This window comes from Streptomyces sp. WZ-12 (assembly GCF_028898845.1).
Lineage (GTDB): Bacteria > Actinomycetota > Actinomycetes > Streptomycetales > Streptomycetaceae > Streptomyces.
In genome coordinates this window covers 8,246,354-8,273,175 of sequence record NZ_CP118574.1, presented here as the reverse complement: position 1 = coordinate 8,273,175, position 26,822 = coordinate 8,246,354, and the positions used below count along the sequence as shown (strand labels likewise).

Genomic DNA, 26,822 nt, shown 5'->3' with positions numbered 1-26,822 from the left:
GCGGGACGCCGACGGCCCTCTCGTGCCGACCGGTTCAGGAAGGGGAACCCGTCAGGACTTCCACCTTGCCGGTGTCGAGCGAGTAGTAGGCGCCCACCACGGCAAGGGCGCCCTTCCGCACCAGTGGGGCGAGGTCCTTGTTGGAGCGCAGATCGGTGGCGGTCAACTTGACCTGGGCACGGGCCATGGCGTCGGCCGGGTCGGCGCCGCCTTCCTTCGCTGCCTGTTCGTACGCCGGCTGCAGGGCCTTGACGATCGACTGCAGGTTGCCGGGCAACGGTTTGCCGTCATGGAGGGAGTCGTACGCCGCCTTCACGGCGCCGCAGCGCTGATGCCCGAGGACCATGAGGAGCGGAGTGTCGCTGGTCATGGGGCCGTACTCGGCGGAACCTGTGACCACGGAGCCGACCGCCGTCCCGCCCGTGCGCATCACGTAGAGATCACCCAGGCCGGTATCGAAGAGCAGCTCCGGCGGCACCCGGGAGTCGATGCACGCGAGGATCGCCCCGAAAGGCTTCTGCTTCTGGGCGACGAACTGACGCCGGTTCGGATCCCGGTCGGGGTGTTGCAGGGCCCCACTCACCCAGCGCTTGTTGCCTGCCATCAGTCTCGCGAATGCCGTGTCCGGTGTGGTCGGGGTCGCCACCGGTGAGGCGTTGAGCGCCACCGGGGTCTCCCGCAACGAGGAGCACCCCGCGAGAGCGACGGCGCCACCGGCAAGCAGCGCCCTACGCCCCAGACGTCCCGCACTTTCCATCGTTCGTTCCCTTCGCTGCCGTTGCGCTGCGTCCCAGTCTCGTGACCAGGGCGATTGTTGCCCGTGGTGCGAGTGGCCAGGCGGCAGGCACAAGTACGTGGCAGGTCACGTTGCTACGGACGGCCCACACGGCGGCTCGCGCGGCAACGCGAGCATCTGGGCCGGGACCCCAGCCTGCTGGATCCCTCAGCCGGCCCGGTTCGCTGGGAAGGTTGGTGCGGCACCTTCCACTCCCCGCACCAGCTATGTCCCGTTCAGGCAGGGGACTTGGACGACGTTCGCGTCTGTTGGAGGTGGCTGACCACGCCGTTGAGAGCTGGGTGCCGCCACCGCAGGGTGGCAGGAGCAGTGGTTGCGGCCGTGCGGGAAATGACGAGCTCGTTCTTCAACGTGCCGGAAGCGGGGGCAGCGGCCCGCATCGCGTGGTGACGGGGCCCTGGTTTGACCGCCTGTGAGATGTGCTGCAAGCCTGGCTTACGAAAGCTGCCCGCGAAGGCCCGTAAGCGCCTATCCCGTCGCAGCATGGATGCGTACTCGAAAGGGCGTAACACATGGCTAAGGCAACCGCACGTCACATCTTGGTCCCCAGCGAGGACAAGGCGAACGAGCTGAAGGCGCAGATCGAGGCAGGAGCAGATTTCGCAGAGGTAGCCAAGGCCAACTCCACCTGCCCCTCGGGTCGCCAGGGTGGTGACCTCGGGTCTTTTGGTCCCGGACAGATGGTGAAGGAGTTTGACACGGTGGTCTTTTCCGCGCCGACCGGAACCATTCAGGGGCCTGTGCAGACGCAGTTCGGCTACCACCTCATTGAGGTGACCAGCCGTCAGGACTGACGGAGCATTCCGGGCTGCGCCCTCGTGGCGCAGCCCGGTCCACCGACGGCAACCACTACGCAGCACCTGAATGCCGCCATCCAAGTCGGTCTCTCCCGACGTGCGGACCCGAACCTCGCTCCCCCGCAAGTGCCCCGACCGGAACCGAACCGGCAGCCTCGGAGTGCGACCCGAGCGGGTCGTCGTGGCGATGACGCGCAGACCGCGAAGAGCCGTCTCTCCGCCTGGCAACTGGCCAGCGGACTACCGGTAGTTCTGCCGGGATTCCTGGAACTCCGCCACGGCCTCGCCGTGCACGTGAGACCACTCGGTCAACATGGCGATCGGTTGCAGCAGCGTCCGGCCCAGGTCGGTCAGCACGTACTCGACCCTTCCACCACCCACGGCGTGCCGTTCGACCAGTCCGTATCCCTGCAACCGCCGCAGCGTCTGGGTCAGCACCTTTCGCGAGACCCCACCGATCAGGGCGACCAACTCGCCGTGCCTGCGGGGTTCCTGGCGCAACGCGTAGAGCACGACAACAGCCCACTTGTCGGCGATGATCTCAACCGCCAGCCGGGCGGGGCAGTCGGCGAGGAAGACGCTCCCGGGGTACGTATCCACCCCCCGACGGTACCCCGTCGCCAGGAACCCGGAGGTACCCGGCGCCTCACTAACGTCCCCAGTGGAAGCCACCGAGGGAGGGAACGTGATGGCCGCAGAGATCGACTGGCCGGGCGGACGGAAGGTCGCCGTGCTGGTCACGGTCGCGTTGGAGTTGTGGTCCCCCGGGCACTGGCCCGCCTATGCGCCGATGGCCGCGGCGTGGCCACTGCCTGGCGGAGACGACGCCCACAGCGCATCATGGGTGAACTACGGTGTCACCACCGGCATTTGGCGGCTGCTCGATGTCCTCGGCGACCTGCCTGCCACCGTCGGTGTCAACGGCCTCGTCGCCGAACGGCACCCCGAAACCGTGCAGGCGATCCACGAGGCGGGGCATGAGATCGCCGCGCACTCCTGGGCCCAGGACGTCGTCCCCGCGCTGCTCGACGTCGAAGCCGAGCGGGACAACATCCGCCGCTGCACCGACGTCCTCCACCAGGTCTCCGGCGTCCACCCGAGGGGGTGGATGAGCCCACGCGCCACCGGCTCGAAGCACACCTCCGACCTGCTCGCCGAGGCCGGCTACCGCTGGACCGGCGACCACAGCGACCACGATCTCCCGCGGATTCTGCACACCGCCCACGGGCCGCTGGTCTCCCTCATGCACAGCGACCATTCCGACGTCCGCAGCGCCATGGCGGGCCCGCACGCCTACCGTGAGCTGCACCGAGAGCTGCTGGACCAACTGCTGGCCGCGCCGGGCCCCGGCGTCTTCCACCTCACCCTGCACGCCCACGTCGGCGGCCGACCGCTCCTGGCGGGCATGGTCGCCCAGATCCTCGACCGTCTCCGCGTCTCCGGCGACATCTGGGTCGCCACCCACGCGCAGATGGCCGAGCACGTCCTCACGCATCAGGGAAGGAAGCCATGACCCGCACTCTCGTCGTCGGCGGCACCGGGGTGATGGGCAGCCACGTGGTGCGACACCTGCTCACCACGACCGACGCCGCCATCACCGTCCCCACCCGCGATCCGAGGTCCGCCCACGCCACCGCCCTCGCTGCCACGGCGCCCGACCGCGTGGAACTCGTCCGCTCCGACCCGGCGATCACCCACACCCTGTTCGAGAACGTCGAACGTGCCTTCATCAACACCGACTTCTTCGCGACCGGCAGCGCCGTGGGGGAGTACCAACAAGGTGTGGACCTGCTGGCCGCTGCTCGGGCGGCGGGCGTGGCACGGGTCATCTGGTCTTCGCTGGACAGCGCGGTGTCCCTGACCGGGCGCCCAGTCCCGCACTTCGACAGCAAGGCCGCCGTCGCCGCCCACATCAACCTGATGCGGTCCGAGGAGATGCTCCGCCAGGAAACCGACGGTTGGTACACGCACCACGTGTCGGTGTTGACCACCGCCCCGTACTTCGAGAATCTGCGATCTCGCCTCGCGCCCCGACCGGACGGCCGCGGAGGCATGCGGTTCAGGCTCCCCCTCGGCACCGCTCACTACCCGCTCATCGCCCTCGACGACATCGCCTGGTTCGCTGGCCACATGTTCGACAACTGGCAGTCCTGGGGCGCCCGCGACCTGTCAGTGATCGGCGACAGTCTCACCGGCGAGCAGCTCGCCACCACCTTCACGCACGTCACCGGCGTTCCGAGCACCTACAGTCCGATGCCGCACGCCGAACTGCGCTCCGCCATACCCGACTTCGGCCACGACTACGCCGCCATGTTTCGGTTCTTCGCCGACCGAAACCTCTACGCCCACGACCGGGACGTCACCCTCCTACGGCGCCTGCACCCCGACTTGATGACCTTCGAGGACTGGCTGCGCCACACCGGGTGGAGGGGGCCTTGACCGCCGAGCCTTGCCCCGCCTCCCGGCCCGCTGCGGCATCCGCCGCGCCATGCCCGGTATCGCCCCGCTGCACAACCTCGGCCTCACGGGACGGCTCCCGCCCCCTGTGCTCAGTCGATGCAGAACTCGTTGCCCTCGATGTCCAGCATCGGGATGCACGAATCGTTGCCGTCGTACAGCGTTTGCACGTGTACCGCGCCGAGCGGGATCAGCCGTGCGCACTCGGCCTCAAGTACGGCGAGGCGTTCTTCACCCACGAGTCCGGTGCCGACCCGCACATCGAGATGCACCCGGTTCTTCGCGGCCTTCCCCTCGGGGACACGCTGGAAGTACAGTCGCGGGCCCACACCTGAGGGATCCGTGCAGGCGAACCACGCATCCCGCTGCTCAGGTGGCTGGGAACTCCTGAAATCCTCCCACGTGGCAAACCCCTCCGGTGGCGGCGGTACGACGTATCCCAACACCTCGCACCAGAAACGAGCGAGACGTTCGGGTTCCGCGCAGTCAAAGGTGACTTGGAACTTCTTGATCGCTGGCATCGGAGCACCGTACCAAGGGGTTTTGCGGCCCTGCCCCTGATTTTCCCAGGGGCACCGCCCGCAACCCCGTCGGGCCCCGGGGCACGGTGGGCACCATATGAGCAAACCGGACAGTCCACGAGAACGACGCGCCCCTGACGGCGGGAGCCCACTGGCCATCCCCGGGCTCCCGTCCTGACCAACTCCCCGATGTCAAGGGTCAGTTACGGGATGGCTCTCGGACCCTCACCGATGCTCCTCAGCGCCAGGCATCGATGCCTCGCCACACCATCCAGGAACACCTGAGGCAACAACACCGGCCCGCCCCGCACGCCCCCAAACGCTTCATGCCGCTACTGCAGTCCACCTACCGGCCGTAACCTCCCGATCGATCACCGTGTTGGCCCTTGCGATCCGGAAAACAGACGAACGGGTCTCGGACCTGCCGGGAGTCCCCTCACCGCAAGGAACACTGCATGAAGCAACGTTGGGCACGCCTTCTCGCCGTCCTCCCCGCGGTCACGCTGGCCGTGGGCCTCACCACCCCACCCGCCTCCGCCCACACGTCGCCGCTCCCTCCGCGCAAGCCCTTCGGGCTTCCCCACCTCTCCCCGCCCACCGCTCCCCTGCTCCACGACCCCCTGGGGGCGCCCCTTCTCCGGTCGTCCGCCGAACGAGCTCGCCCCCCGTGGGCGGCCACCAACCGTGGCTGGAACGACTTCTCCTGCGAGCCCTCCTACGCGCACCCCCGCCCGGTCGTCCTCGTCCACGGCACCTTCGCCAACGGCGTCAACAACTGGCTCGGCCTCGCCCCGTACCTGGTGCGGCGCGGCTACTGCGTCTTCTCCCCCACCTACGGCCAGTTGCCCGTTCTCCCCTTCGTCGGCGGCCTCGGCCCGATCCACGCCTCGGCCCGCCAACTCGCCGCGTACGTCCACCGGGTGCTGGCCGCGACCGGGGCGCGGAAGGTCGATATCGTCGGGCACTCGCAGGGCGGCATGATGCCGCGGGTGTACCTGAAGTACTACGGCGGCCGCCACAAGGTGCACACGCTGGTCGGGATCGCCCCCGACAACCGCGGTACCGACGAACACGGCCTGACCAAGCTGCTGGACGCCGCCCCCGCCGTCAAGAACACTCTGCACGGGCTGACCCCGGGGCTGATCGAGCAGGAGGCCGGCTCGCCCCTGCTGCGGCACCTCAACGCCGGCGGTGACACGCTCCCCGGCATCCACTACACCGTCATCGCCTCCCGGTACGACGAGGTCATCACTCCCCATTGGTCGCAGTTCCTGCACGGACGCCACGTCCACAACATCGAGGTCCAGGAACTGTGCCCGCTCGACTTCTCCCTGCACGCCCCCCTCGGCCTCCTCGACCCGGTCGCCTGGCACGAGACGGCCAACGCCCTCGACCCGGAACACGCCACTGCGACCACGTGTGCTTCTGCCCTGCGGTGAGCGGGAGGCGCTGCCCTCGCTCACTCGGAGTCGGCGATCAGGCACAAGCCTCACCCTCCGTGGCCGCGAAGGTCCACTGGAGGGGCCCGCGTGTGTCGCCTTGGGGCTGGCCTTGGTTGTTGGGGTTCCGTTGTTGGCCCGGGTGAGCCGGCCCTGACTATTCCTCCGGGCGGATCCAGGTCCGGGCGAGTCGCGCGACCCAAGTGGCAGCCGCGTCGGGAGCGGGCGGGGGTGCGCCGACGACGACGAGTTCGGTGACACCCGCCGCGCCGAACGCGGCGAGGTGGTCCGGGGTGCCGTCGCTCGGCGCGACGGCAACCGTGAGCTCGTCACAAGCACGACCGTGGCGGGCACACTCGTCGGCGAGAACGGCGATGCGCGCCGGAACGTCGGCCGCCGGGACGTTGAAGCCGTACCAGCCGTCGGCGAGCCTGGCCGCCCGGCGCAAGGCGGCGTCGCTGTTACCGCCGACCACCACCGGGAGCCGACCGCCGCGCAGCGGCTTCGGATTGACCCGGATCGCGTCGAAGTGGGTGAACTCCCCTGTGAAGGAGGCCGGATCGTCAGCCCAGAGGGTGCGCATCGCGGCGAGGTACTCGTCGGTGCGCCGCCCCCGCCCGGCGAAGGGGACACCGAGCGCCGCGAATTCCTCGGCCGACCACCCCACCCCGACCCCGAGGCTGAACCGCCCACCGGAGAGCACGTCGAGTGTGGCGGCCTGTTTGGCGAGCAGGACCGGGTTGTGCTCGGGGAGCAGGAGTACGCCGGTGGCGAGCTCGATCCGGCTGGTGACCGCCGCCGCGAAGGTCAGGGCGAGCAGCGGGTCCAGCCAGTCCGCGTCCGCGGGCACGGCGATCCGACCGTCCGCGGAGTAGGGATAGCGGGAGGTGGGCGAGTCCACGAGCACCACGTGCTCGCCGCACCACAGCCTCGCGAAGCCGTGCGCCTCCGCGGCTGTCGCCACCGCACGGATCACCTCGGGACGGGCACCGGCACCGATGCCCAGCGCGTGCAACCCCACTCGCATGCTCCACCTCCGGGCGTCACCTTAAGCGCGCGGCACGGACGTACTCGGGTGCCGTGGCGCGCCGCGCGTGGGCGCCGCCAGGCATGTCGTCCGGACGAGCGAGACCCCGCCCCGCCCGGGCGGCCGGTCCGAGCGCGTGAGATCAGCGCCGGCCGGAATCACAGCGGATCCGGCATGACGGCGCGGCGAACCGACAAGGCGCCCCTCGCCGGCCGCGCTGGCCCCGTCCGCCATTTCCCATGGTGTCTTCGTGGGCCGGACGTCAGCCGATGTGCTCCACCAGGCCACCGGTGATCCCTCCGGGTCAAGGAGGTACACGGCGGGGTGAGTGGGATGTGTTTAGGCCCGGCAATTCGCCTCTGGGAGCGATGCGGGAATGGACAGATGTATCCGGGGTCTCGCTGGTGGGGCGGGGAATGTTCCCAGGTCGTGGGTGTGCCGGGGAAGTTGGTCCGTGGCTTGGTTTGTGTCACTGCGCACTGGGCTTCCGAGGTCGTGCTCATCTCGTAGGGGCCTGCGTGCCCGGTCAGGGTAGTTAGGCCGGGCGCGGTCGAACTCGACTGCTCGGTAACCCAGTTCAAGGAGATGAACACGGATATGCGTTCTCTTGCCCGCGTCGTGACGGCCGCGGCGATCCTGGCCGCATGCGTCCTCCCTGCCGCCTCGGCCCAGGCCGCCCCGCCCCCGGCCGGCTCGGGCCACAAGGCCACTCACGCGACCGACGACGTCCACCATGACGTCGTGGACCACGTCGCCGGCGCAGCCGCTGACACCGTCAAGGGGGCTGACGACCTCCTCGGTCGCGTCCTGACCGCGGCCGGAGCCCGCCTCTAGCGCTCTGCTGCGGCGCATGACCATGGCCCGCCGCCGTCGCCTTCGCCGTCACGGCGTCGGCGGTGGGTCCGCATCCCCTCCCCGGCCTCCTGCCATCGCCAAGTGCCTTTTCACTCAGGCGGGTTCACCGCTGCCGAGATCGGTTGCCCCGCTCCTGGGCGTCGGGCGGCTCGACGTGTCGGGGAGCAGCGGAGGTAGGCGCCGACGATGACCGCCAAGGCCGCCGCGCCGTACGCGCACGCCTGGAGGGGGAAGCCAGGCAGGAGCCGGCCGGCCAGGTAGAGGGTGGTGCCGGCGAGGGTGAGGGTGAGCCATTCCCAGCGGCCGTCCAGGGCCACGAGGGCGATGACGAGGAGGGAGTACCAGGGGTAGTTGGGCGAGAAGAGGAGGAGGGTGGTACCGGTGAGCAACAGGGCGCCGCGCCAGGGGCGTTGGGGGTCGCCGCGCCACCACACGTACAGGGCGATGAGTCCCAGCACTGCGGCTGCGGTTGCGCCGGCGGCAGCGTCGGGGAGCAGGAGTCGCAGGAGGGCGAAGCGGCGGACATCGCTGGGGTCGTAGCCCTCTTCGTGGAGGTAGCCGGGCAGGTAGCCCAGGACGCCGGTGCCGGAGGCGAGTACGTACGGCAGGTAGGCGAGGGCGACGGCCGCGACGGCGGATGCCGTGACGCGCAGGACGCGGGCCGGGCCGCGCTGCCCTGACAAGGCGCCGGGCAGGGCGAGAACCGGCAGGATCTTGACGGCGATCGCCGCGCCGAGCAGGGCGCCGCGACGGACGCCGGCGGTGGCGGTGCCGAGCGCGAGCACGGTCAACAGGACGCCGAGCGTGTCGATGTGGGCGTTGTTGACGGCTTCGAGGGCCACGGCCGGGCACCAGGCCCACAGCGCGGCGCGGGGCGCGGCCGTCCGCGGGTCGCCGCGGCGGCGGAGGACGGCGAGCAGGGCGAGGGTGGTGGCGAAGGCCAGGACCGCGCCGCCGACTTGAAATGGCTTGTGGCGGCTGTTCGTTGGGGAGAGCTCGTGGACGGCCAGGTACCAGCCCTCGGCGACGGGCGGGTAGATGGTGGGGACGGTGGGACGGTTGATGCGGACGCAGAGCCCGGTTTTGGTGTGGGTAAGTCCCCAGCCAGTGCAGGTAGTTGGGGCGGGCGAGGTGGGCGAGGCGGTTGTCGCGGTCGATGGCGGGAAGAGCCAACTGTCGCGCAGTGGGGCCAGCTCGGGTGCGGCGGGCGGGTAGGCGTAGGGGGAGATGCCGGCGGCCTGGACGCGGCCGTCCCAGGCGTAGCGGTACATGTCGTTACTGGTGCGCGGGGGCGCCGCGAGGCCGGCCAGCGCGATGGCTGCCGCGCCGAGCACGACGAGAACGGTCGCGGCGCGGGTCGGGACCTTGCGCACGGTCCACGCGGCGGCGGCGAACAGCGTCCAGGCGACCGCGTAACCGGCCAGCAGGCGGCCGGGGTTGCTCACGTTGTCGCCCGCGTGGAGGGTGTTGACGATCGTCGCGGTGAGGCCGGCCAGGAGGAGCGCTGTGGCCGTGAGGGCGACCGCGTTCTTTCGGCGGCCGGTCGAGGGGGTGGGGTGGGGTGGGCCCGCTCCGGGGTGCGCCTGGCGGGTCGAGGTCGTTGTCGGGTGGTCGGTCATGGGCGGGTGGCCCTTCGGGGGATCGTCGTGGGGCACGACTGGGGGGCGAGGCGGGGGTCGTCGGGTCCCGCGCTCGGGCGGTGCAGTTGGAGGAAGTGGCGGTTGTCGGTCGTCCAGCGGTCGGTGAGGGTCCAGCCGGTCGCAACGGCCGTGTGTAGTAGGGCAGTTGGGCCGAGTCGGGCCCAGGGGAAGGGTCGACCGTGGTGGCCATGGGCGTCCTCGACGCGGACGGTGAGGCGCTCGTCCACGTCGTCGGCGGCCGCCTCGACCAGTAGGCGACCGCCGGGCCGGGCCAGCTCCCGCAGTCGGGAGAGCAGGGCGACCGGGTCGCCGCCGATGCCCACGTTGCCGTCCATCAGGAGCGCGGTGCCCCAACGGCCCTCGCTCGGCAGGCGGTTGAAGACCGAGCGGCGCAGGGCGGCGCCGCCGAGGCGGCGGGTGCGGGCGACGGCGTCCGGGCTGACGTCCACGCCCAACACCGGTACGCCGCGGACGGCCAGCGCGGCCACGAGGCGCCCCGGTCCGCAGCCGACGTCCAGGACGGGGCCGGTGCAGCGGAGCAGCACGCCGGTGTCGGCGGCGTCGGGGGCGGCGCACCACCGCTCCACGTCCAACGGGAGCAACTCCCCCGCCCGGAGGGCGCGGGGTGCCAGGCGGCGCAGGTACAGCGGGCCGCGGCCGGTGCGCAGGGCGTGGGCGTACGGGTCGTTCGTCCAGGGCAGGCCGGGGGTCGCACGTCCGGTCCGGGCCGGCGCGGGGAGGGCTTCGGGCCCGTTCAGACAGGGCAGCGCAACACCCAAGGGGGAAGGGGAGGTCTCGATCACCCCACTCACCCTACGAACGCAAAACAGGCAAAAGGGACTCGGCGTCCTTACGGAACGCTGACGTCGCCACTCCTTACGGATCGATGACATCGGCCCCCGTCACGACCTCTGCCGCCCGCCCGCGCCGCGCATAGTGCGAGACTCCGAAGGATGAAACGCGTACTCGTCGTGGACGACGACCCCACCGTCTCCGAGGTCGTCGCCGGGTATCTGGACCGGGCGGGCTTCGCCGTCGACGTGGCCGCCGACGGCCGCACCGCCGTCGCCCAAGCCTCGGCCCGGCCGCCCGACCTGGTGGTACTGGACCTGATGCTGCCCGGCATGGACGGCCTGGAGGTGTGCCGCCGCATACGCCTGGACGGGCCGGTTCCCGTGATCATGCTGACCGCGCGCGGCGACGAGGAGGACCGCATCCTCGGCCTGGAAGTGGGCGCGGACGACTACGTCACCAAGCCGTTCAGCCCCCGCGAACTGGTACTGCGTGTGGAGTCCGTACTCCGCCGGGCCGGCGCATCGTCGCCTACCAGGAGCGGGGGCACGGCGGGCTGGCTGCACAGCGGCCCCCTCGCCGTGCACCCCACCGCCCGGCGCGCCACCCGCAACGGCTCCGAACTCGCCCTCACCATCCGGGAGTTCGACCTACTGACCTTCTTCCTGCGCAACCCCGGGCGGGCGACGAGCCGGGAGGACTTGATGCGCGAGGTGTGGGGGTGGGAGTTCGGCGACCTGTCGACCGTCACCGTCCATGTGCGGCGACTGCGCGAGAAGATCGAGGCCGACCCGGCCCGTCCCCACCTGATCAGCACCGTGTGGGGCGTCGGCTACCGCTTCGATCCTCCCGAGCCCGACGGGACGGACGCCAACGGGACGCGCGACGAGGCGACGAACGGCAAGGGAGCCAACCATGATCGGTGACACCCTGCTCATCGCCCTGTACGCGGCGATCGGCGCCGCAGTCGCCGGACTGGCCGGCACCGCGGCCCTGCGCCTGCTGCGCAACCGCTCCGTCGCGCTCTCACTGGCCGTCGTCGCCGCCGTCACGGTCGCCGCGATGCTCGCCGGCACGATCCTGGTCTCCTGGGCGATGCTCCTCTCGGAGCACGACCTGTGGGTCGTCACGATGGTGTGTGCCATGGCCGCGGTCGCGTCCCTGGCCGTGTCGCTGCTGCTGGGCCGGAGCGTCGTCCGGGGCAGTCGCGCGCTGGCCGAAGCCACCCGCGCCCTCGGCGACGACGGCCGCTTCACCCCACCCGCCACCGCCCCCACAGCCGAACTCGCCGAACTGAGCCGCCAGTTGGCCGCCACCAGCGCCAGGCTGGCCGCCTCCCGCGAACGCGAGAAGGCCCTGGAATCGTCCCGCCGCGAACTGGTCGCCTGGATCTCCCACGACCTGCGCACCCCGCTGGCCGGCCTCCGGGCGATGACCGAGGCCCTGGAGGACGGCGTGGTCGACGACCCCCGCGTCTACCACACCCGCATCCGCACCGAGGTCGAGCGGATGAGCGACATGGTCAGCGACCTCTTCGAACTCTCCCGCATCCAGGCCGGTGTCCTCGCCCTGACCCCGACCCGGCTGTCGGCCTACGACCTCGTCGGCGACGCGCTCGCGGGCGCCGACGCCCTCGCCCGCGAACACGGAGTGCGACTGGTGGGCGACGCGGTGGAGAAGGTGCCGGTCGAGGTCGACGGCCGCGAGATGTCCCGCGTCCTGGCCAACCTCCTCGTCAACGCCATCCGCCGGACCCCCGCGGACGGCACCGTCGCGGTGTCCGCGCGCCGGGAGGCCGACCGGGTCGTGCTGGCGGTGACCGACGGCTGCGGCGGCATCCCGCCGGAGGACCTTCCGCGGGTCTTCGACACCGGCTGGCGCGGCACCGACGCCCGCACCCCGCCCGCCGGCGCGGGACTCGGCCTGGCCATCGTCCGCGGCATCGTAGAGGCCCATCAGGGCCGCGCGGCGGTGTGCAACGTGCCGGGCGGCTGCCGCTTCGAGGTCCATCTGCCGGTGGCGCCCTGACCCGCTCGGTCAGAGGTTCGTCGCCGCTTCGGTGCGCGTCGTCCGAATCAGGCGAGCTGAGGGCCGAAGCGCTCGCCTGCCGCGGCCTTCCAGCCGGCGACGCGCGGCTCGCCCCTACCGGGCGAGCCGCCTGGCGGGCACTCCTCTCGTGGGCGACGGTGGCTACTAGGCGGGCTTGTTTCCGCCCGCCTGCGGTTCATGGCCGAACGGGCCGGCTCGCGCAGCACGGACATTGCCGCCACGCACCCGATGCCGACTCACGGCCCGGGGCTGCCACCGCCTCCTGAAGGGACCAACCATGTCGAACTTCACCCCGTACCTGGAGCGCAACCGGGCATTCTCGGCCTCCGGTGCCCAGGCCGACGTCCCGCAGGTCCCGTTCATCCCCTTCAAGCAGCTCTACTTGATCATCTGCATCGATCCGCGCGTGGAGCCCGCGGCCGTGCTCGGCGCCCGTCTCGGCGAGGCGATCGTGGCACGTAACGTCGGCGGCCGCGTGACACCGGCGATCATCAAGGACCTCGCCTGGATCGTGCACCTGCACCAGAACAAGACCCCCGACGCGGACTGGTTCGAGATCGCCGTCATCCACCACACCGACTGCGGCTCCGGGCTCTTCGCCGACGATGAGTTGCGCGCCGGCTACGCCGCCCGTGGCGGCTGGGACGAACAGACCGCCCTGGAGATGGCAGTCCTGGAGCCGTCCGAAACAGTCCGGAAGGACGTCGCCAGACTGCGCTCGGCGCCCGAACTCACACCGGGCATCGACGAAATCAAGATCGGCGGCTACGCCTACGACCTCGGGAGCGGGAAGATCACCACCGTCGTGCAGCCCAACTGAACAGGGCACGGCCGGCCGCGGCAGACCCCGTCTCCACCGGCGCAACGGAGCCAACCGCATCCGACAGCACAATGCCCGACCCGCATCCCGGCCCAACTCAGCGAGCGGGAGCGGGATTTCGCTACCGCGCGTACGCCACCGAATCCGACCGGACTCCGCCGGACCGCAACGGCGCCGCCGCGAACTCGGCCATCCCCTCCGCGAACCCGACCCGGGCCCGCCACCCCAACTCGTCGCGCAACCTGCGCGACGAGGCGGTGATGTGGCGGACGTCGCCGAGCCGGAACTCCCCGGTGACCACCGGCGCCGGCCCGCCGTACGACGCAGCCAGGGCCGCGGCCATCTCCCCCACCGTGTGCGGCTCCCCACTGCCGACGTTGTAGGCCCGCACACCGCCCTCCGCCAGGCCGTCCGCCAGGCCGTCGAGCGCGGCACGGTTGGCGTCCGCCACGTCCCGTACGTGCACGAAGTCCCGCCGCTGGCCACCGTCCTCGAACACCCGCGGCGCCTCGCCCCGCGCGAGCGCGGACCGGAACAGGGACGCCACGCCCGCGTACGGGGTGTCGCGCGGCATGCCCGGCCCGTAGACGTTGTGGTACCGCAGCGCCACGGCCCTTCCCCCCGTCGCCCGCGCCCAGGCAGCGGCCAGGTGTTCCTGGGCCAACTTCGTGGCCGCGTACACGTTGCGCGGATCGGCCGGCGCGTCCTCCCCCACCAATCCCGGCGCCAGCGGCTCACCGCACCGCGGGCAGGGCGGCTCGAAGCGCCCCGCCTCCAGGCACGCCACCTCGCGCGGCCCCGGCCGTACGACGCCGTGCCGGGAACACTCGTAGCGCCCCTCGCCGTACACCACCATCGAGCCGGCCAGCACCAGGCGCCGCACCCCGGCAGCGGCCATCTCCGCCAACAGCACCGCCGTGCCGAGGTCGTTGCACCCCACGTACTCCGGGGCATCGGCGAAGTCCTTGCCGAGCCCCACCATCGCGGCCTGGTGGCAGACCGCGTCCACTCGGCGCAGCGCGTCGCCCACGGCATCCGCATCGCGCACGTCCGCGTGCCGCCAGTCCACCCCCTCCGGGATCGGCGGGGCCGTCTGATGCGCGGCGGGCAACAGGGCGTCCAGGACACGCACCGCGTGCCCGGCGCCGGTGAGGGCGGTGACGATCTGCGAGCCGATGAAGCCCGCACCTCCGGTGACCAGGATCAACATGCCACCGACCGTAGGGCCAGGGGACCGCCCATGGACCGCTGGACGCGCAGACGTCAGGGGTTCGTAAGCCTTTCTGGCGCCTCCGCGGCCACCCGTGCACGTCACCCCGGAACCCTCACGACCACGACCGCCGCCTTCTGCGGACGATCCACCGCGCGACCGCCAAGAGCGCCGACACCGCAACCACTCCCCCGACCGCAATCACCCAGTTACGCGGATAGTCCAGCGGCAGCACCGAGGGATTGGCCGGTGCCCCCGGACGCAGGAGCACCGGCAACGCCACCACGGTCAACGCCCCCGCAACGATCAGCGCCCCACGCGCTGGACCGCGTGCTCCGCTACGGGCCAACACCAACCCAACCACCAACACCAACGGTGCGATGACCGCGTCATGCAGCACGATCGCCCCGCCCAACCAGACCACCACACCGGTCAGTTCACGCACGTCGTCGAGCAGCAACCACAGCCCGACTCCCGACAACGCCGCGCCCACCACTCCCACGACAAGCCGCGCCGCCCTCACGACAGCACCTCCAGTCGCCCCACCCACTTGGTCTGCAACACTCCGGGCCGATTGGGGGCGATGAGCCGCGCGGGGTAGCCGTGGTCGGGGTCGAGTTCCGCGCCGTTCAGGCGGAGCGCGAGCAGCGTCAGCGGGTCGCGGGCGTGTTGGTGTCCCATCTCCGACACCCGGTAGCCGCCGCGCAGTTGTAGTGAGACCACCCGCACACGGGCGTCCGGCGGTGCCCCCACCCGCTCCAGCAGGTCCCTGACGCGCACCCCCGTCCAGCGCGCCGACTTGCTCCAACCCTCCACACAGGCGATCGGCAACTCCACCTCGTGCTGGGGCAGGGCGCGCAGCTCGTCCAGCGTCAGGGCGTACGGCCGGGGTCCGGCCACGACCAGGCGGTACGCCTCGTCAACGACCCGACCCACGCCGGCCGCCGCGGCGGTCCGATTGACGGGCAGGCCCTGGGGACCGTGGTCCGGATCGCGCGGCGCGAACAGGATGAGGCCCTTCAGCGGGGTGACGGACTGACCGATCGTGGTGAGCGTGACCGCCCCCACGGCCGCGGCCACGCCGGCGAGCAGCGAACGCCGGTCGGGCCCGTCCTCCACGGGCAGCGCGAGCGTCCCCGGCGACCGCCGACTCCAATGCGCCCTGATCTCGGGCGCCTTGACGGCGAGATGCAGCACGAGCGCCCCGACCACCAGCCACGCGACCGCGAAGTGCACCGGCACGAACGAGAACGGCCACGGGTACCACTGGACGATGTTCAACAGCCCGGTCGCCAGCTCGAAGACCGCCCCGGCCACGAGCACCGCCACCGACAGCCGCTCCAGCCCGTGCCGGACCGACCGCAACGGCGGCCAGACGAACAACCTCGGATACACCGCCCACAACTTCGCCAGCAGCAACGGAATCGCCGCAATCCCGGAAGCGACGTGCAGCCCCTGGCTGAACCGGTAACCCCACGACGGACGACTCGGCAGACTGTTGGCCAACCACCCCGGCGGATGTTGCATCACATGGCTGACCAAGCCGGTGCCGAAACACACCAGCATGGCCAGCCCCAGCCACCGCCCGATCAGGGTCGCCGTGCGGGGATCATGCAGCCTGCCCCTGAACTCCGGCGGAGAGACTCTCAGTTTCATGCCCTCCATCCCACCCGCCGCCGGGCCGCACCGGAACAGAAGAATCCTTACGGAGCGGGGACATTTGCGACTGGCTCCGCACCGGCCGGTCAAGGGCCCGGCCGTACCCCCTCGGCCCGGCCGGACCTGTCCGAACCCGCTCTACCCGAAGATCGGGGTCCTGGACAGCGCCCGGTGAGCCTCCCGCCACGCCTCCCCGAACTCGCTGACCGGGCCCTGATAGCCAATGCCCGCATCCCAGTTCAGCACCAAGCACTCGTCGCCCTTGAACAGCAGGGTGCGCCTGCTACCCCCCTCGTCAGGGATCTGGAGGGCCTCGTCGTAGTTCCCGAAGAAACTGGGCGGCAGGTTCTTCCACTGACCGCCGAAGTCGGTGATCCTCCCGTGATACCGGATGCCGGTGTCCCAGTTCAGGACCAGACAGCGGTTGCCTTGGAACAACATCGTGCTCCAACTACCCCCCTCATCCGGCAACTCCACCGCCGCATCGAGGTCTTGGGCAAACGGCGTGCCCTGCAACTCCCGCCACTGCACCCCGAGTTCGATGATCTTCCCGTGGAACCGAACGCCCCCGTCCCAGTTCAGCACCAGGCACTGGTCGCCCTGGAACAACAACGTGCGCCAGCTACCGCCCTCGTCCGCCAACTGCACGGCCGCGCCGACATCCCGGGCGAAGGAGCTCCGCCTCAGCGAACGCCACTGCTTCCGGTACTCGGTGATCTCTCCGAGATAGCGGATCCCCGCGTCCCAGTTCAGCTCCAGACATCTGCTCCTGCGGAAGAGGAGCGTGCGCCAGCTCCCACCCTCATCGGGGAGCCGTACGGCGGCATCGACGAACGTCATGGCGCCCCCACTCATCAGGCAACCGTGCGGGCCCCCGCCCGGGCATGGGGCACGCACGACGGGCAGTCCCCTCCATCGTCACCCCAGTGACCCGGTCTGACCACACGGCACCGGTCACCCAGGGATGGTCGTGCGCCTGACCAGCAGTGTTCCGTCACAGCGTCGCCAGCGAGCCCGTCTCCTGATCGTCCCTTCCCTCGATCAGGAGACGGCTCAGCCGCTGGGACTCGGAATGCGAGAAGGGACGCGCTTCTCCCCGCTTACCGTCGCGGAGGACGCGGCGCTCCCTACATCGCGGTCCAGGTCGATCCCCTCGATGCCGTGGGGTCGGTGACTCATTCCCTAGGAAGACGGCTTCTGCACGGAGACCACGATGTGGTCGACGAGCATCGAAGCGCCGGGCTTGGTGGCGTCGGTGGGGGTGGGTGAGCCCGCCACACCGTCCGGGAAGCCCCCGCCCATGGCGAGGTTGAGCAGCAGGAAGTGGCCGTGGTGGGTGGCCTTGGCCCAGGTGTCGGCGTCCATCTCGGAGGCGTTCACGGTGTGGAACTGCTGGCCGTCGACGTACCAGCGCAGCGATTCGGCGGCCGGGTTGGTGCGGTCGAGCTCCAACGCGTAGGTGTGGAAGCCGGCCTGGCAGGGGCTGCCCGGGCAATCTCGGGAACTGCCCTTGCCCTGGGTCTCGTTGCACGGTCCCCCGGGGCTGATACCGCAGTGCAGGGTGCCCCAGACCTTGTTGAGGCCGTTGACGTTCTCCATGATGTCGAACTCGCCGATGCCCGGCCAGTTTTGGTAGTTGCCGCGGAAGTCGGCGCCCAGCGTCCAGAACGCCGGCCAGTAGCCGAGCGCGGCGCCGCCGGAGACGTCGGGAACCCGGATGCTCGCCTCGATCCGGAGCTTGCCCCCGGCCGGGGCCGCGAAGTCGGTGCGGCGGGTCTCGATCCGGCCCGAGGTCCAGGTGGCGCCGTCCCGTTGCGCGGTGATCTTGAGGTGGCCCGCGCCGTCGAGCTGCAGGTTCTCCGGTCGGCTGGTGTACGTCTCCCGTTCACCGGTACCCCAGTTGGGCGCGCCTCCCGGGTAGCCGGTACCAGTGTCGGTGATCCAGTCGGCGGCGGACGGGGGCGAGCCGGCGGCGCCGTCGAAGTTCGTGCGCCAGACTTCCTCGAAGGCGGGGGCAGGGCTGGCGGGAGCGCTCACCGCTCCCGCGGAGGTCGCGGGTAGGGCGAGGGCGTATGTGGTGAGGATCGCGGCACTCGCGGCGCAGAGCAACGCCCTTTGCTTCGGGCTCATGTCCAGTTCCTCCTCGGCGTGGTGTGGGGGGTGGTGAGGAGTTCGGTGTGTTTGGTGTCGCGGTGTCCGGGAGGAGAGCGGTCGCGCTCTCGCCTCGGGTCCGGTGAACCCTGCCGATTGGGCGACGGAACGTCAAGTGGTGGGTAGGGATGGGGTGTTGTGCATGCATGACGGCGGAAGGGTCATTGCGCTTGACCGCGATGCCGTAGCCATGCGGGGGGAGAGTTTCCCCGCTCGCTGACGCCCGCCGACTGGTCTCCCTCGGCGCGCTGCCGGGTTGGCGGCCCGCCAAGCGCTTGGCCCGTCGGGGATGCCCACAGGCCCGTCGCAGGCATGCGGCTCCTGGAGCGGTAGCGGCCGCCGGGTATCAACGAGCGCCCGACGGGCCGGTGTCCAGGCACAGGCCACCGAGCGGTCGCGGTCAACGCCCGGTGGGGCCGCCCCGCGGCCCTCGGCTACCCAACGTCGGCGACAAGCCAAGTTGCCGGGAACTTCCACGAGTTGTTGCAGCGCAGGCGCCTGAAATGACCTTGAATGGCCTGTTCCCATCCTTGTCCGTAGTTGCACGACTCCTTAGCGTGACACGGGTGCCTGTCCGGCACATGCATCTCTTCTGTCCAACGTGGCCCTGCCGTGCCCGAATTCAGGAGGACACCCCGGATGACCGCCGAGTCCGAGCCGATTCAGCCGACCCCGTCCGTCGCGGAGGCGAACCGCCGCGCCATCGAGACCATCCCACCGTCCGCGGAAGACTTCCAGGACGCGAGCCGCGGGCTGATCGCCGTGCCCGACGTCCCCGCGATCCCGTCGCGTGACGGCAAGGAGACCGTGTGGGACTTCGTCCAGTACGACTTCCTCCGGGAGGCGGGAGACGACGCGGCCCCGTCGTCGGTCAACGCCAGCCTGTGGCGGCAGGGTTCGCTCACCGCGCAGGCCGGCCTGTACCACGTCGCGGCGCGCGGCCCGCGCGCCGTCTACCAGGTGCGCGGCTACGACCTGTCCAACATGACCATCATCACCGGTGACACCGGCCTGGTGATCGTCGATCCGCTCACCTCCTTCGAAACCGCCCAGGCAGCCCTCCAGCTCTACCGTTCCGCCACCGAGGACTCCCGCCCGATCACCGGCCTCCTCTACACCCACCCGCACGTGGACCACTTCGGCGGCTCCCGCGGCCTGTTCGCCGACCGCAACGGCAACCCGCCCCTCGGCCTGAAGGTCTTCGCGCCGCAGGACTTCCTCGACCACGCGATCAGCGAGAACGTCTTCGCCGGACCGGCGATGAGCCGCCGCGCCGACTACATGTACGCCCCGCGGCTGGACAAGAGCCCCACCGGGCAGGTCGGCGCCGGACTCGGGCTCACCATCTCCACCGGCGAACTCACCCTCGTCACACCGACCGACTACATCGGCGGCCCGCAGCACCAGCCCGTGTCCGCCGAACTCTGGCCCGCCTCGAACGTCATCCCCTGGCGCCCCGGGCTCTACCAGGTCACGATCGACGGCGTCCAACTGGTCTTCCAGCTCACGCCGAACACCGAGGCCCCGGCGGAGATGAACATCTACCTCCCCGAACTCCGGGCCCTACTGGCGGCCGAGAACGCCACGCACACCATGCACAACATCCTCAGTCTGCGCGGCGCCCAGGTCCGCGACCCGCACGCCTGGTCGAAGTACCTCACCGAGGCGATCCAGACCTTCGGCGAGCACACCGACGTCGTCTTCGCCTCCCACCACTGGCCGCGCTGGGGCAAGGAGAACATCCTCACCTTCCTCGCCAACCAGCGCGACATGTACGGCTATCTCAACGACCAGACACTGCGCCTGATCGACGCCGGCTACACCGGCATCGAGATCGCCGAGCAGCTCCAACAGCTCCCGCTCAGCCTCGCCGACCACTGGTACAACCGCGGCTACTACGGCTCGATGAGCCACAACACCAAGGCGGTGTACCAGCGTTACATCGGTTGGTTCGACGGCAACCCGGCCAACCTGTGGAGCCTGCCGCCCGTCGAGGCGGGCGTGCAGTACGTCAAGGCCATGGGCGGCCCGAAGGGTGCGCTGACCGTCGCCCAACAGGCGGCGGAGGCCGAGCCGCCGCAGTACCGCTGGGCGGCCGAGGTGCTCAACCACATCATCTTCGCGGCCGGCGATCCGCTGCCCGCCGGGCAGACCGACGCCTACGAGGTCCCCTCCGACATCCTCCAACAGGCCAAGGACCTCCAGGCCCAGGTCTTCACCCAGCTCGGGTACGGCTCGGAGAACGGCACCTGGCGCAACTTCTACCTCACCGGCGCCCACGAGCTGCAGAACCTCCCCGAGGCGCCCCTCAGCAAGGGCGCCGCCGATCTCGTCAAGAGCATGACCCTGGAGCAGTTCTTCTCCGCCCTGGCGAAGAGCATCGACGGCCCACAGGCCGCGGCCGAGCAGACCGAGCCGATCGTCCTGCGTTGGATCGTCACCACCGACAACCAGATGTGCGTCACCACCCTGCGCAACGGTGTGCTGGTGTACGTCGAGGGCGGCGACCCGCTCGCCCGCACCACCGACGCCACCATCACCCTGAGCCGCGAGGCCCTGGAACGCCTCGCACTGGCCGGGCACCGCTTCAAGGAGAACTTCGACAACGAGGTCACGAAGGGCACCATCCAGACCGACAACCAGGCAGCCGCCGACACGGTCTGGGACTACCTGCGTTTCCCCGACCCGGTGTTTCCCATCGTCACTCCCCGCCCGGCGCGTCCCCACAGCCAGGCGCCCGGGCCGGTGACCGGCTGACCCCGACGGCATGGCCAGGCACGGGGCCGGGCGGACGAGTTCGGCGTCCACCCGGCCCCGTTGCCCCTACCAGGAGTCGTGTCTGCGACAGGCCGCCTTTCGCCCCAGCGGGGCCCAACGCTCCTCTCGCCCGGACACCACACGGCGCTGTCGAGCAATCCCCGTACCAACCCGGCGGACCGGGGTTCTCACCTCACCGCGCGCCCAGCAGATGTTCCACGGCCAACTGGTCCAACTGCTCCAAGGCCATGCCGCGTTCGCCGGCGGCGGTGACGTCGAACTCCTCGAAGGCGGTGCGGTCGGCGAGCAGGGCGGCGACGCCGTCCTCCGCGGTCGGCCGCGCGAGGTCGTGCAGGCGGGCGGCGCGCAGTGCCTCCCGGACGCGCGGGTCGGCACGGAAGGCGGCGGCGCGCTCCTTGAGGATCAGGTAGGTGCGCATGCAGCCCGCGGCGGAGGCCCACACCCCGTCGAAGTCCTCGGTGCGCGGCGGCTTGAAGTCGAAGTGGCGCGGGCCCTGGTAGCCGGCGTTCTCCAGGAGGTCGACGAGCCAGAAGGCGGCTCGCAGGTCACCGGCGCCGAACCGGAGGTCCTGGTCGTACTTGATGCCGGACTGGCCGTTGAGGTCGATGTGGAAGAGCTTGTCAGCCCACAGCGCCTGGGCCACGCCGTGCGGGACGTTGAGGCCGGCCATCTGCTCGTGCCCGACCTCCGGGTTGACGCCGTACAGCTCCGGGCGGTCCAGCCGCTCGATGAAGGCGAGGGCGTGGCCGACGGTGGGCAGCAGGATGTCGCCGCGCGGCTCGTTGGGTTTGGGCTCGATCGCGAAGCGGAGGTCGTAGCCCTGCTCCAGGACGTACTGGCCCAGCAGGTCGAACGCCTCCTTGAGCCGGTCGAGGGCGGCGCGAACGTCCTTGGCGGCACCGGACTCGGCCCCCTCGCGGCCGCCCCAGGCGACGTAGGTCCCGGCGCCCAGTTCGGCCGCCAGGTCGATGTTGCGGATCGTCTTGCGCAGCGCGTAACGCCGCACATCGCGGTCGTTGGCCGTGAACGCACCGTCCTTGAAGACCGGGTGGGTGAAGAGGTTGGTGGTGGCCATCGGGACGGTCAGGCCGGTGGCCTCCAGCGCCTGCCGGAACCGCTTGACGTGTGCGTCGCGCTCCGCCTCACCCGCGCCGAAGGGGATCAGGTCGTCGTCGTGGAACGTGACGCCGTACGCCCCGAGTTCGGCGAGCCGTCGGACGGACTCGACCGGGTCGAGGGCGGGGCGGGTGGCGTCCCCGAACGGGTCCCCGCCCCGCCAACCGACCGTCCACAGGCCGAAGCTGAACTTGTCGTCGGGGGTGGGGGTGAATCGGTCCGTCATGTCCGGCCGCCTTGTCTCCGTCGGGTCCGGCGAGCGCCGGACCCCCGAGCTTTCCGACTCGACCCATCGTGCCTGCGGGGGCTTCGCCGCAGAAGTCCCCACAAAATATCGATCTTGAAAGCGGCAGGTCCACCTAAGCTGCACCACCATGACGACACCACCGGACGACAGCATCCGACCGTTCCGAGTCGCGGTCCCGGACAGCGATCTGGACGACCTGCGGAACCGCCTCGACCGCACCCGCTGGCCGGACGAACTGCCCGACGTCGGCTGGGACTACGGCGTTCCGCGTGACTACCTGCGGGAACTCGCGCACTACTGGCGGCACGCGTACGACTGGCGGGCGGCGGAGGCCCGCCTCAACCAGTGGCCGCAGTGCACCACCACGATCGACGGCGCAGACATCCACTTCGCGCACATCCGCTCCCCCGAACCGGATGCCACCCCGCTGATCATCACGCACGGCTGGCCCGGCTCCCTCGTCGAGTTCGAGCGGATCGCCGGCCCACTGACCGACCCCCGGGCGCACGGCGCCGACCCCGCGGACGCCTTCCACCTGATCCTGCCGAGCATCCCCGGCTTCGGGTTCTCCGGCCCCACCCGCGAAAGGGGCTGGGAGTACCAGCGGGTCGCGGCCGCCTTCGCCGAGTTGATGCGCCGCCTGGGCTATCACCGTTACGGGGCCCAGGGCGGCGACTGGGGATCGGCCATCTCCCGCGAACTGGGCCGCATCCGCCCCGACGAGGTCCTCGGCGTCCACCTGAACCTGATCCCCGGCGCCGGAGCGACGACCGAACCGACGCAGGACGAACTCGCCCCCCTCAGCCCCGCGGAACGAGAGCGCACCCGTGCCTCCTGGGAGCGCATGCAGGCGTGGACCCGCGACCGGCAGGGCTACGCGGACATCCAGTCCACGCGCCCGCAGACCCTCGCCTACGCACTCACCGACTCGCCGATCGGCCAACTCGCCTGGATCGCCGAGAAGTTCAAGGAGTGGACCGACTCCGACGACCGGCCGGAGGACGCCGTCGACCGCGACCATCTCCTCACCAACGTGATGCTGTACTGGCTGACCGGTACCGCCGGCTCCTCCGCACGCATCTACTACGAGCGCGCTCACGCCGCCTATCAGGGAAAACCGCCGGAGCCCTCGACGGTCCCCACCGCGTTCGCCTCCTTCCCGCAGGAGAACTTCATCGTCCTGCGCCACATCGCCGAACGCACCAACAACATCGTCCGCTGGACGGAGTTCGACCGGGGCGGTCACTTCGCCGCGATGGAAGAACCGGACCTGCTCATCGACGACATCCGAGCCTTCTTCCGCAGCCTGCGCGAGTCAACGGCCTCCTGAGGCGACGAGCACCACACGCACGGCCACGCCCCGGGTGACGCCTGGTGCCTCGGGCCCGCCGCCAGAACCCTCCGGGCGCCCACACATGACCGACGCCCGGAGGATTCCTCCCGAGGCCCGAGACCCGAGGCCCGAGGGTGGATCAATCAGTGCCGGAATCGGACTCGGGGGCCCGTCGACGTTGCACCCACGCGTCGACGCTGAGCCGGCCACCACCGACACAGACAAACCAAGCCAGCAGCCCCAACAACAGCCACTCCGGCTGGTAGAAGAGGTTGCTCAGCCACGTCCACGGGTTCGGGTAGCGGTCCAGGAGCGGGGGCGCGACGGTGGTGATCAGCGCCCCGACCATCGTGACGCCCAGCACCAGCGAGGCCAGGCGGGTGCCGATGCCCAGCATGAGCGCGACGCCTGCCACCAGTTCGACCGCGGCCAGCACCGGCGCCACCACGCCCGCCAGGGGAAGGGGCATCGCCGCCTCCCGGAGCGCGCCGGCGAACCCATCGAGATCGGCCAGCTTGCCCACCGCACCACTCAGGAACATGAAACCGACGCTGACCCGCAGCACCAACTGCGGCAGATAGGCAAACTTGCCCAGGTTCTCCGCCGGTTGCAGGCAGAACTTCTTGCTCAACGACATGCAGGTCTCCCGAAACAGGAAAGGGGGGTGAGAGGAAGGGGGAGGGGAAGGTCGGCGAGCGGCCGTTCAGGCGGCGGGGCAGGCGATCTCGCCCGCCAGTCGCCGCACCGTGGCCACCGCCAACAGCGTCAGGGAAGCGACGGCCAACAGGGGCTGCAACGGCTGCCAGATGCTCAGCGCGCCCGATGTGCCGAGCGCGAGCAACACGAGCTTGTTGCAGACCGGACAGCCGACCGCGAGGAAGCCCAACAGGCCACCCACCGTGCCCAGCCGGCTGGGGCGCTGATCACTCGCACCCGCGCCGGTGGGCACGTACGTGGCCAGCAACAGTCCGGCGAGTGCGGCGGTGAGGACGAGCGACGGGTAGCCCCAGAACGGGGTGGCAACGGTGCGGGTGAACAGCGGGTTGGGAATCACGGCCGTGGGCAATCCGACCACGAGCGCGGTCAGTGCGGCCCCTCCTGCCGCGGTGCCCCATCGAGAAGGGGGCCAGACCGCGACGGCGCGCAGCGCGCGCACGATGAGCGTGCGGGAGGAATGAAGCATGCGGAGCTGTCTCCTGTCCTGATACTCCTGGATACGACGTGGACCGCTGGAACGGCACGCACGCGCGCAGGCGTGCGCACCGCCCGTCGCATCTACACGCGCAGGACGGAGAGTTCGGCCGGGGTCGGCGGCCGCAGAGGTGTGGGGCCGCGCACGGGCGGCCTTGCGTGGGCGGCGTCGGACCATGCCTGCGACTCGGGGGTGAGGCAGGCCGGGAGAACGCTCGGCACGAGATCCTGCTGCGAGGCGGCGGAGACGATTGGGAGGGGTCCGGGGAGATCCCCATGCCCCTTGCCGCAGCCGGGAGCCCCGCCCGCCTCGACATGCACGGAGGGACGCGCGCCAGCGTGACCGGCGGCTCGCTCGTCGGCCGGTGCGATGGCGTGGACCGCGGACGGTACGACCTGCGCACCGTGTACCGAGGGTGCGCCGGAGACCATCGACCGTGCGGCTGCGGCGCCCGCCCCCTGGCCGCACAACGCCCCGCCTGCCACGGCCAGCAGCAGCCCGAGGAGCAGCACGACAACGTGCCGCCGCTCCCGACTGCCGATCACCACTGGTTGCGCCTTCCGTTTCCGCAAGCCCTCACCCGTGACATCGAGCCTACCTGCGAGACAGGCCGGGACGGGAAGGCGAGCGATCAGGTAGCGGGCACCGCCTCCGGCGTGTGGAACCTTGCGTGGAGGACCATGGCGTAGCGGCGCAGCAGCCGTGCCCGCCCGAGTACGCGAACTCCTCAACGACGTCGGCCTCCCCGCCGAGTTCGAGGACCGCTACCCCCACGAACTCTCCGGCGGACAGCGCCAACACGCCGCCATCGCCCGCGCACTGGCCACCGAACCCGACCTCCTCCCCTGCGACGAAGTCACCTCGGCGCTCGACCCGTCCACCACCACCGCCATCCTGGAACTCCTCGGCCTCATCAACACCCACACCGACAACGTGCACGTGCCGACCAAGGACGGCCGGGGCCAAAACTCCGGCCGCCGGCCAGGCTTCCCGGAGAAGAAGCCCGGCCAACGGCCGGTTGTTTGCGACTGTGGGTTGAGCGGAATCCGGTGGCTTGGCTCTGATGAGGCCAACGAGGCCCGGCCCGGAGGCCGGGCCTCGGTGTTATACCCCGTCGCCCCCGTCTTCTCTGCCTTCCTTGCCCTCTCTGCCTTCAGAGCCTCGGCCCTTGTCTTCGCCGCCTCTCTTCTCCCCCAGGGAGCCGACGGTGTTGCTGCAGCCCATGGTCGAGCCGACCCGGCTGCTCTGCGCACCCGGTGCGCCCTCGCCACCGAGAGCGTTGCCCAGCACGCCGTTGAGAAGCCCGACCTCGCCGAGGACGTCGACGTTCGCGTCGTGCGACCGGCACGAGGCGCTCTGCCTGATGTCCAGCTCGGTGCCGCCCCTTCCACCGTCGGCGTAGGCAGTGCCCGCACCGAGGAAGCCGAAGCTGCCGACGACGACGGCCATGACGGCAGCCTTCTGAAGCTTGTGCATTTCTTCTCCAGTGGTTGAACGAGGCATTTCGTGTTATAGCGACGTATCACAGTCATAACAGGATCAATGTGGAATATGCCGTAGCTACTTAGCGACGCGCCGTTCGCTTAGCCGTCGCGGACGAGTGGCCATGCGTGCATGGCGTCGGAGAGCAACCGTCTACGGCCGCAGGCTCGCCAATTAAGGGGGCCCTCCAAACCGGCACGGGTACGCTCGGCCCCCTGCGCGGCGACAGCCGCGGCGGACGCCGCCGAGGCGCTGCCGGACATACCCAAGTCCGGCTTCCCTACCCGCAATTCGATGGCCTCGGCCAGGACGCCGTCGCCCTCCCGCCCTGGAGCGCTGGAAGTACGCCCTGCACGCCCCGTCCCTGGCTTTGCTCACTGCGCTCGGTACGGCACCCGCCGAACTCCTACGCGCCCTTTCCTAACCCGACTCATGGCGTCGATACTGATGAAGTCGACACT

The 26,822-nt window shown here is 70.5% G+C and carries 25 protein-coding genes; 11 read left to right on the top strand and 14 right to left on the bottom strand.

Translation table 11 applies throughout. The annotated features are described in order from the left end of the window. Positions 1-34: 34 nt before the first annotated feature. Positions 35-667: a carbonic anhydrase gene (locus tag PV796_RS36290; RefSeq protein ID WP_274917999.1), complete on the bottom strand. Its 633-nt coding sequence runs from the start codon at positions 665-667 to the stop codon at positions 35-37. A 641-nt stretch (positions 668-1,308) separates the two neighbouring features. Here PV796_RS36290 and PV796_RS36285 point away from each other — a divergent pair. Further along, positions 1,309-1,590: a peptidylprolyl isomerase gene (locus PV796_RS36285; protein ID WP_274917998.1), complete on the top strand. Its 282-nt coding sequence runs from the start codon at positions 1,309-1,311 to the stop codon at positions 1,588-1,590. 243 nt (positions 1,591-1,833) lie between these two features. On the opposite strand, the gene PV796_RS36280 is transcribed toward PV796_RS36285, so the two are convergent. Continuing rightward, positions 1,834-2,193 carry a winged helix-turn-helix transcriptional regulator gene (locus PV796_RS36280; RefSeq protein WP_274917997.1) on the bottom strand — a complete coding sequence of 120 codons (360 nt, stop codon included), beginning with the start codon at positions 2,191-2,193 and terminating at the stop codon, positions 1,834-1,836. 88 nt (positions 2,194-2,281) lie between these two features. On the opposite strand from PV796_RS36280, the gene PV796_RS36275 reads away from it, so the two are divergent. Then, on the top strand, positions 2,282-3,106 hold the full coding sequence (locus PV796_RS36275; RefSeq protein ID WP_274917996.1) for a polysaccharide deacetylase family protein: 825 nt from the start codon (positions 2,282-2,284) through the stop codon (positions 3,104-3,106). Then, positions 3,103-4,032: an NmrA family NAD(P)-binding protein gene (locus tag PV796_RS36270; RefSeq protein ID WP_274917995.1), complete on the top strand. Its 930-nt coding sequence runs from the start codon at positions 3,103-3,105 to the stop codon at positions 4,030-4,032. Before PV796_RS36275 ends, PV796_RS36270 begins: the two co-directional genes overlap by 4 nt. Before the next feature lie 110 nt (positions 4,033-4,142). Here PV796_RS36270 and PV796_RS36265 read toward each other — a convergent pair whose 3' ends face one another. Beyond that, the gene (locus tag PV796_RS36265) at positions 4,143-4,571 is read right to left on the bottom strand and encodes a VOC family protein (RefSeq protein WP_274917994.1); all 429 of its coding nucleotides are present in this window, start codon (positions 4,569-4,571) and stop codon (positions 4,143-4,145) included. 455 nt (positions 4,572-5,026) lie between these two features. On the opposite strand from PV796_RS36265, the gene PV796_RS36260 reads away from it, so the two are divergent. After that, positions 5,027-6,010 (top strand): esterase/lipase family protein, encoded by a 984-nt coding sequence (locus PV796_RS36260; protein ID WP_274917993.1) that lies wholly within the window; start codon positions 5,027-5,029, stop codon positions 6,008-6,010. 157 nt (positions 6,011-6,167) lie between these two features. Here the strand turns inward: PV796_RS36260 and PV796_RS36255 are convergent, their stop codons facing one another. Beyond that, entirely contained in the window at positions 6,168-7,037 is an 870-nt protein-coding gene (locus tag PV796_RS36255) for an LLM class F420-dependent oxidoreductase (protein ID WP_274917992.1), read from the bottom strand. A gap of 597 nt (positions 7,038-7,634) precedes the next feature. Here PV796_RS36255 and PV796_RS36250 point away from each other — a divergent pair. Further along, entirely contained in the window at positions 7,635-7,871 is a 237-nt protein-coding gene (locus PV796_RS36250; protein WP_274917991.1) for a hypothetical protein, read from the top strand. A gap of 110 nt (positions 7,872-7,981) precedes the next feature. Here the strand turns inward: PV796_RS36250 and PV796_RS36245 are convergent, their stop codons facing one another. Together PV796_RS36245 and PV796_RS36240 are read right to left on the bottom strand one after the other, a co-directional pair. Next, complete coding sequence (locus PV796_RS36245) at positions 7,982-9,511, bottom strand: glycosyltransferase family 87 protein (RefSeq protein ID WP_274917990.1); 1,530 nt, start codon at positions 9,509-9,511, stop codon at positions 7,982-7,984. Further along, positions 9,508-10,233 carry a class I SAM-dependent methyltransferase gene (locus PV796_RS36240; RefSeq protein ID WP_274919361.1) on the bottom strand — a complete coding sequence of 242 codons (726 nt, stop codon included), beginning with the start codon at positions 10,231-10,233 and terminating at the stop codon, positions 9,508-9,510. The genes PV796_RS36245 and PV796_RS36240 overlap by 4 nt, the downstream gene beginning before the upstream one ends. Positions 10,234-10,485: 252 nt before the next feature. On the opposite strand from PV796_RS36240, the gene PV796_RS36235 reads away from it, so the two are divergent. From PV796_RS36235 to PV796_RS36225, 3 genes are all read left to right on the top strand, one after another. Continuing rightward, the gene (locus tag PV796_RS36235) at positions 10,486-11,250 is read left to right on the top strand and encodes a response regulator transcription factor (protein ID WP_274917989.1); all 765 of its coding nucleotides are present in this window, start codon (positions 10,486-10,488) and stop codon (positions 11,248-11,250) included. Then, positions 11,240-12,352 (top strand): sensor histidine kinase, encoded by a 1,113-nt coding sequence (locus PV796_RS36230; RefSeq protein WP_274917988.1) that lies wholly within the window; start codon positions 11,240-11,242, stop codon positions 12,350-12,352. The genes PV796_RS36235 and PV796_RS36230 overlap by 11 nt, the downstream gene beginning before the upstream one ends. A 298-nt stretch (positions 12,353-12,650) precedes the next feature. After that, the gene (locus PV796_RS36225; RefSeq protein WP_274917987.1) at positions 12,651-13,193 is read left to right on the top strand and encodes a carbonic anhydrase; all 543 of its coding nucleotides are present in this window, start codon (positions 12,651-12,653) and stop codon (positions 13,191-13,193) included. Positions 13,194-13,314: 121 nt separating this feature from the next. Here PV796_RS36225 and PV796_RS36220 read toward each other — a convergent pair whose 3' ends face one another. The 5 genes from PV796_RS36220 to PV796_RS36200 all read right to left on the bottom strand — a co-directional run bounded on the left by PV796_RS36220 (position 13,315) and on the right by PV796_RS36200 (position 18,192). Beyond that, on the bottom strand, positions 13,315-14,403 hold the full coding sequence (locus PV796_RS36220) for an NAD-dependent epimerase/dehydratase family protein (protein WP_274917986.1): 1,089 nt from the start codon (positions 14,401-14,403) through the stop codon (positions 13,315-13,317). A gap of 115 nt (positions 14,404-14,518) precedes the next feature. Next, on the bottom strand, positions 14,519-14,863 hold the full coding sequence (locus tag PV796_RS36215) for a hypothetical protein (RefSeq protein WP_342456941.1): 345 nt from the start codon (positions 14,861-14,863) through the stop codon (positions 14,519-14,521). 59 nt (positions 14,864-14,922) lie between these two features. After that, positions 14,923-16,068 carry a molybdopterin-dependent oxidoreductase gene (locus tag PV796_RS36210; RefSeq protein WP_274917984.1) on the bottom strand — a complete coding sequence of 382 codons (1,146 nt, stop codon included), beginning with the start codon at positions 16,066-16,068 and terminating at the stop codon, positions 14,923-14,925. A gap of 132 nt (positions 16,069-16,200) precedes the next feature. Further along, positions 16,201-16,917 carry a hypothetical protein gene (locus PV796_RS36205; RefSeq protein WP_274917983.1) on the bottom strand — a complete coding sequence of 239 codons (717 nt, stop codon included), beginning with the start codon at positions 16,915-16,917 and terminating at the stop codon, positions 16,201-16,203. A 327-nt stretch (positions 16,918-17,244) separates the two neighbouring features. Continuing rightward, on the bottom strand, positions 17,245-18,192 hold the full coding sequence (locus PV796_RS36200) for a glycoside hydrolase family 16 protein (protein ID WP_274917982.1): 948 nt from the start codon (positions 18,190-18,192) through the stop codon (positions 17,245-17,247). A gap of 660 nt (positions 18,193-18,852) precedes the next feature. Between PV796_RS36200 and PV796_RS36195 the strand changes: the two genes are divergently transcribed. After that, positions 18,853-20,970 carry an alkyl/aryl-sulfatase gene (locus PV796_RS36195; RefSeq protein ID WP_274917981.1) on the top strand — a complete coding sequence of 706 codons (2,118 nt, stop codon included), beginning with the start codon at positions 18,853-18,855 and terminating at the stop codon, positions 20,968-20,970. A 193-nt stretch (positions 20,971-21,163) separates the two neighbouring features. Here the strand turns inward: PV796_RS36195 and xylA are convergent, their stop codons facing one another. Further along, positions 21,164-22,333 carry a xylose isomerase gene (xylA, locus tag PV796_RS36190; RefSeq protein ID WP_274917980.1) on the bottom strand — a complete coding sequence of 390 codons (1,170 nt, stop codon included), beginning with the start codon at positions 22,331-22,333 and terminating at the stop codon, positions 21,164-21,166. 148 nt (positions 22,334-22,481) lie between these two features. Here xylA and PV796_RS36185 point away from each other — a divergent pair, with 148 nt between their 5' ends. Beyond that, on the top strand, positions 22,482-23,684 hold the full coding sequence (locus tag PV796_RS36185; RefSeq protein WP_274917979.1) for an epoxide hydrolase family protein: 1,203 nt from the start codon (positions 22,482-22,484) through the stop codon (positions 23,682-23,684). Positions 23,685-23,826: 142 nt separating this feature from the next. On the opposite strand, the gene PV796_RS36180 is transcribed toward PV796_RS36185, so the two are convergent. After that, positions 23,827-24,324, bottom strand: a complete 498-nt coding sequence (locus tag PV796_RS36180) for a DoxX family protein (RefSeq protein WP_274917978.1) — start codon at positions 24,322-24,324, stop codon at positions 23,827-23,829. Between the two features lie 66 nt (positions 24,325-24,390). Beyond that, positions 24,391-24,870, bottom strand: a complete 480-nt coding sequence (locus PV796_RS36175; protein ID WP_274917977.1) for a hypothetical protein — start codon at positions 24,868-24,870, stop codon at positions 24,391-24,393. A gap of 711 nt (positions 24,871-25,581) precedes the next feature. Here PV796_RS36175 and PV796_RS42480 point away from each other — a divergent pair. Then, positions 25,582-26,373: an ATP-binding cassette domain-containing protein gene (locus tag PV796_RS42480; protein WP_446750650.1), complete on the top strand. Its 792-nt coding sequence runs from the start codon at positions 25,582-25,584 to the stop codon at positions 26,371-26,373. Positions 26,374-26,822: the final 449 nt, after the last annotated feature.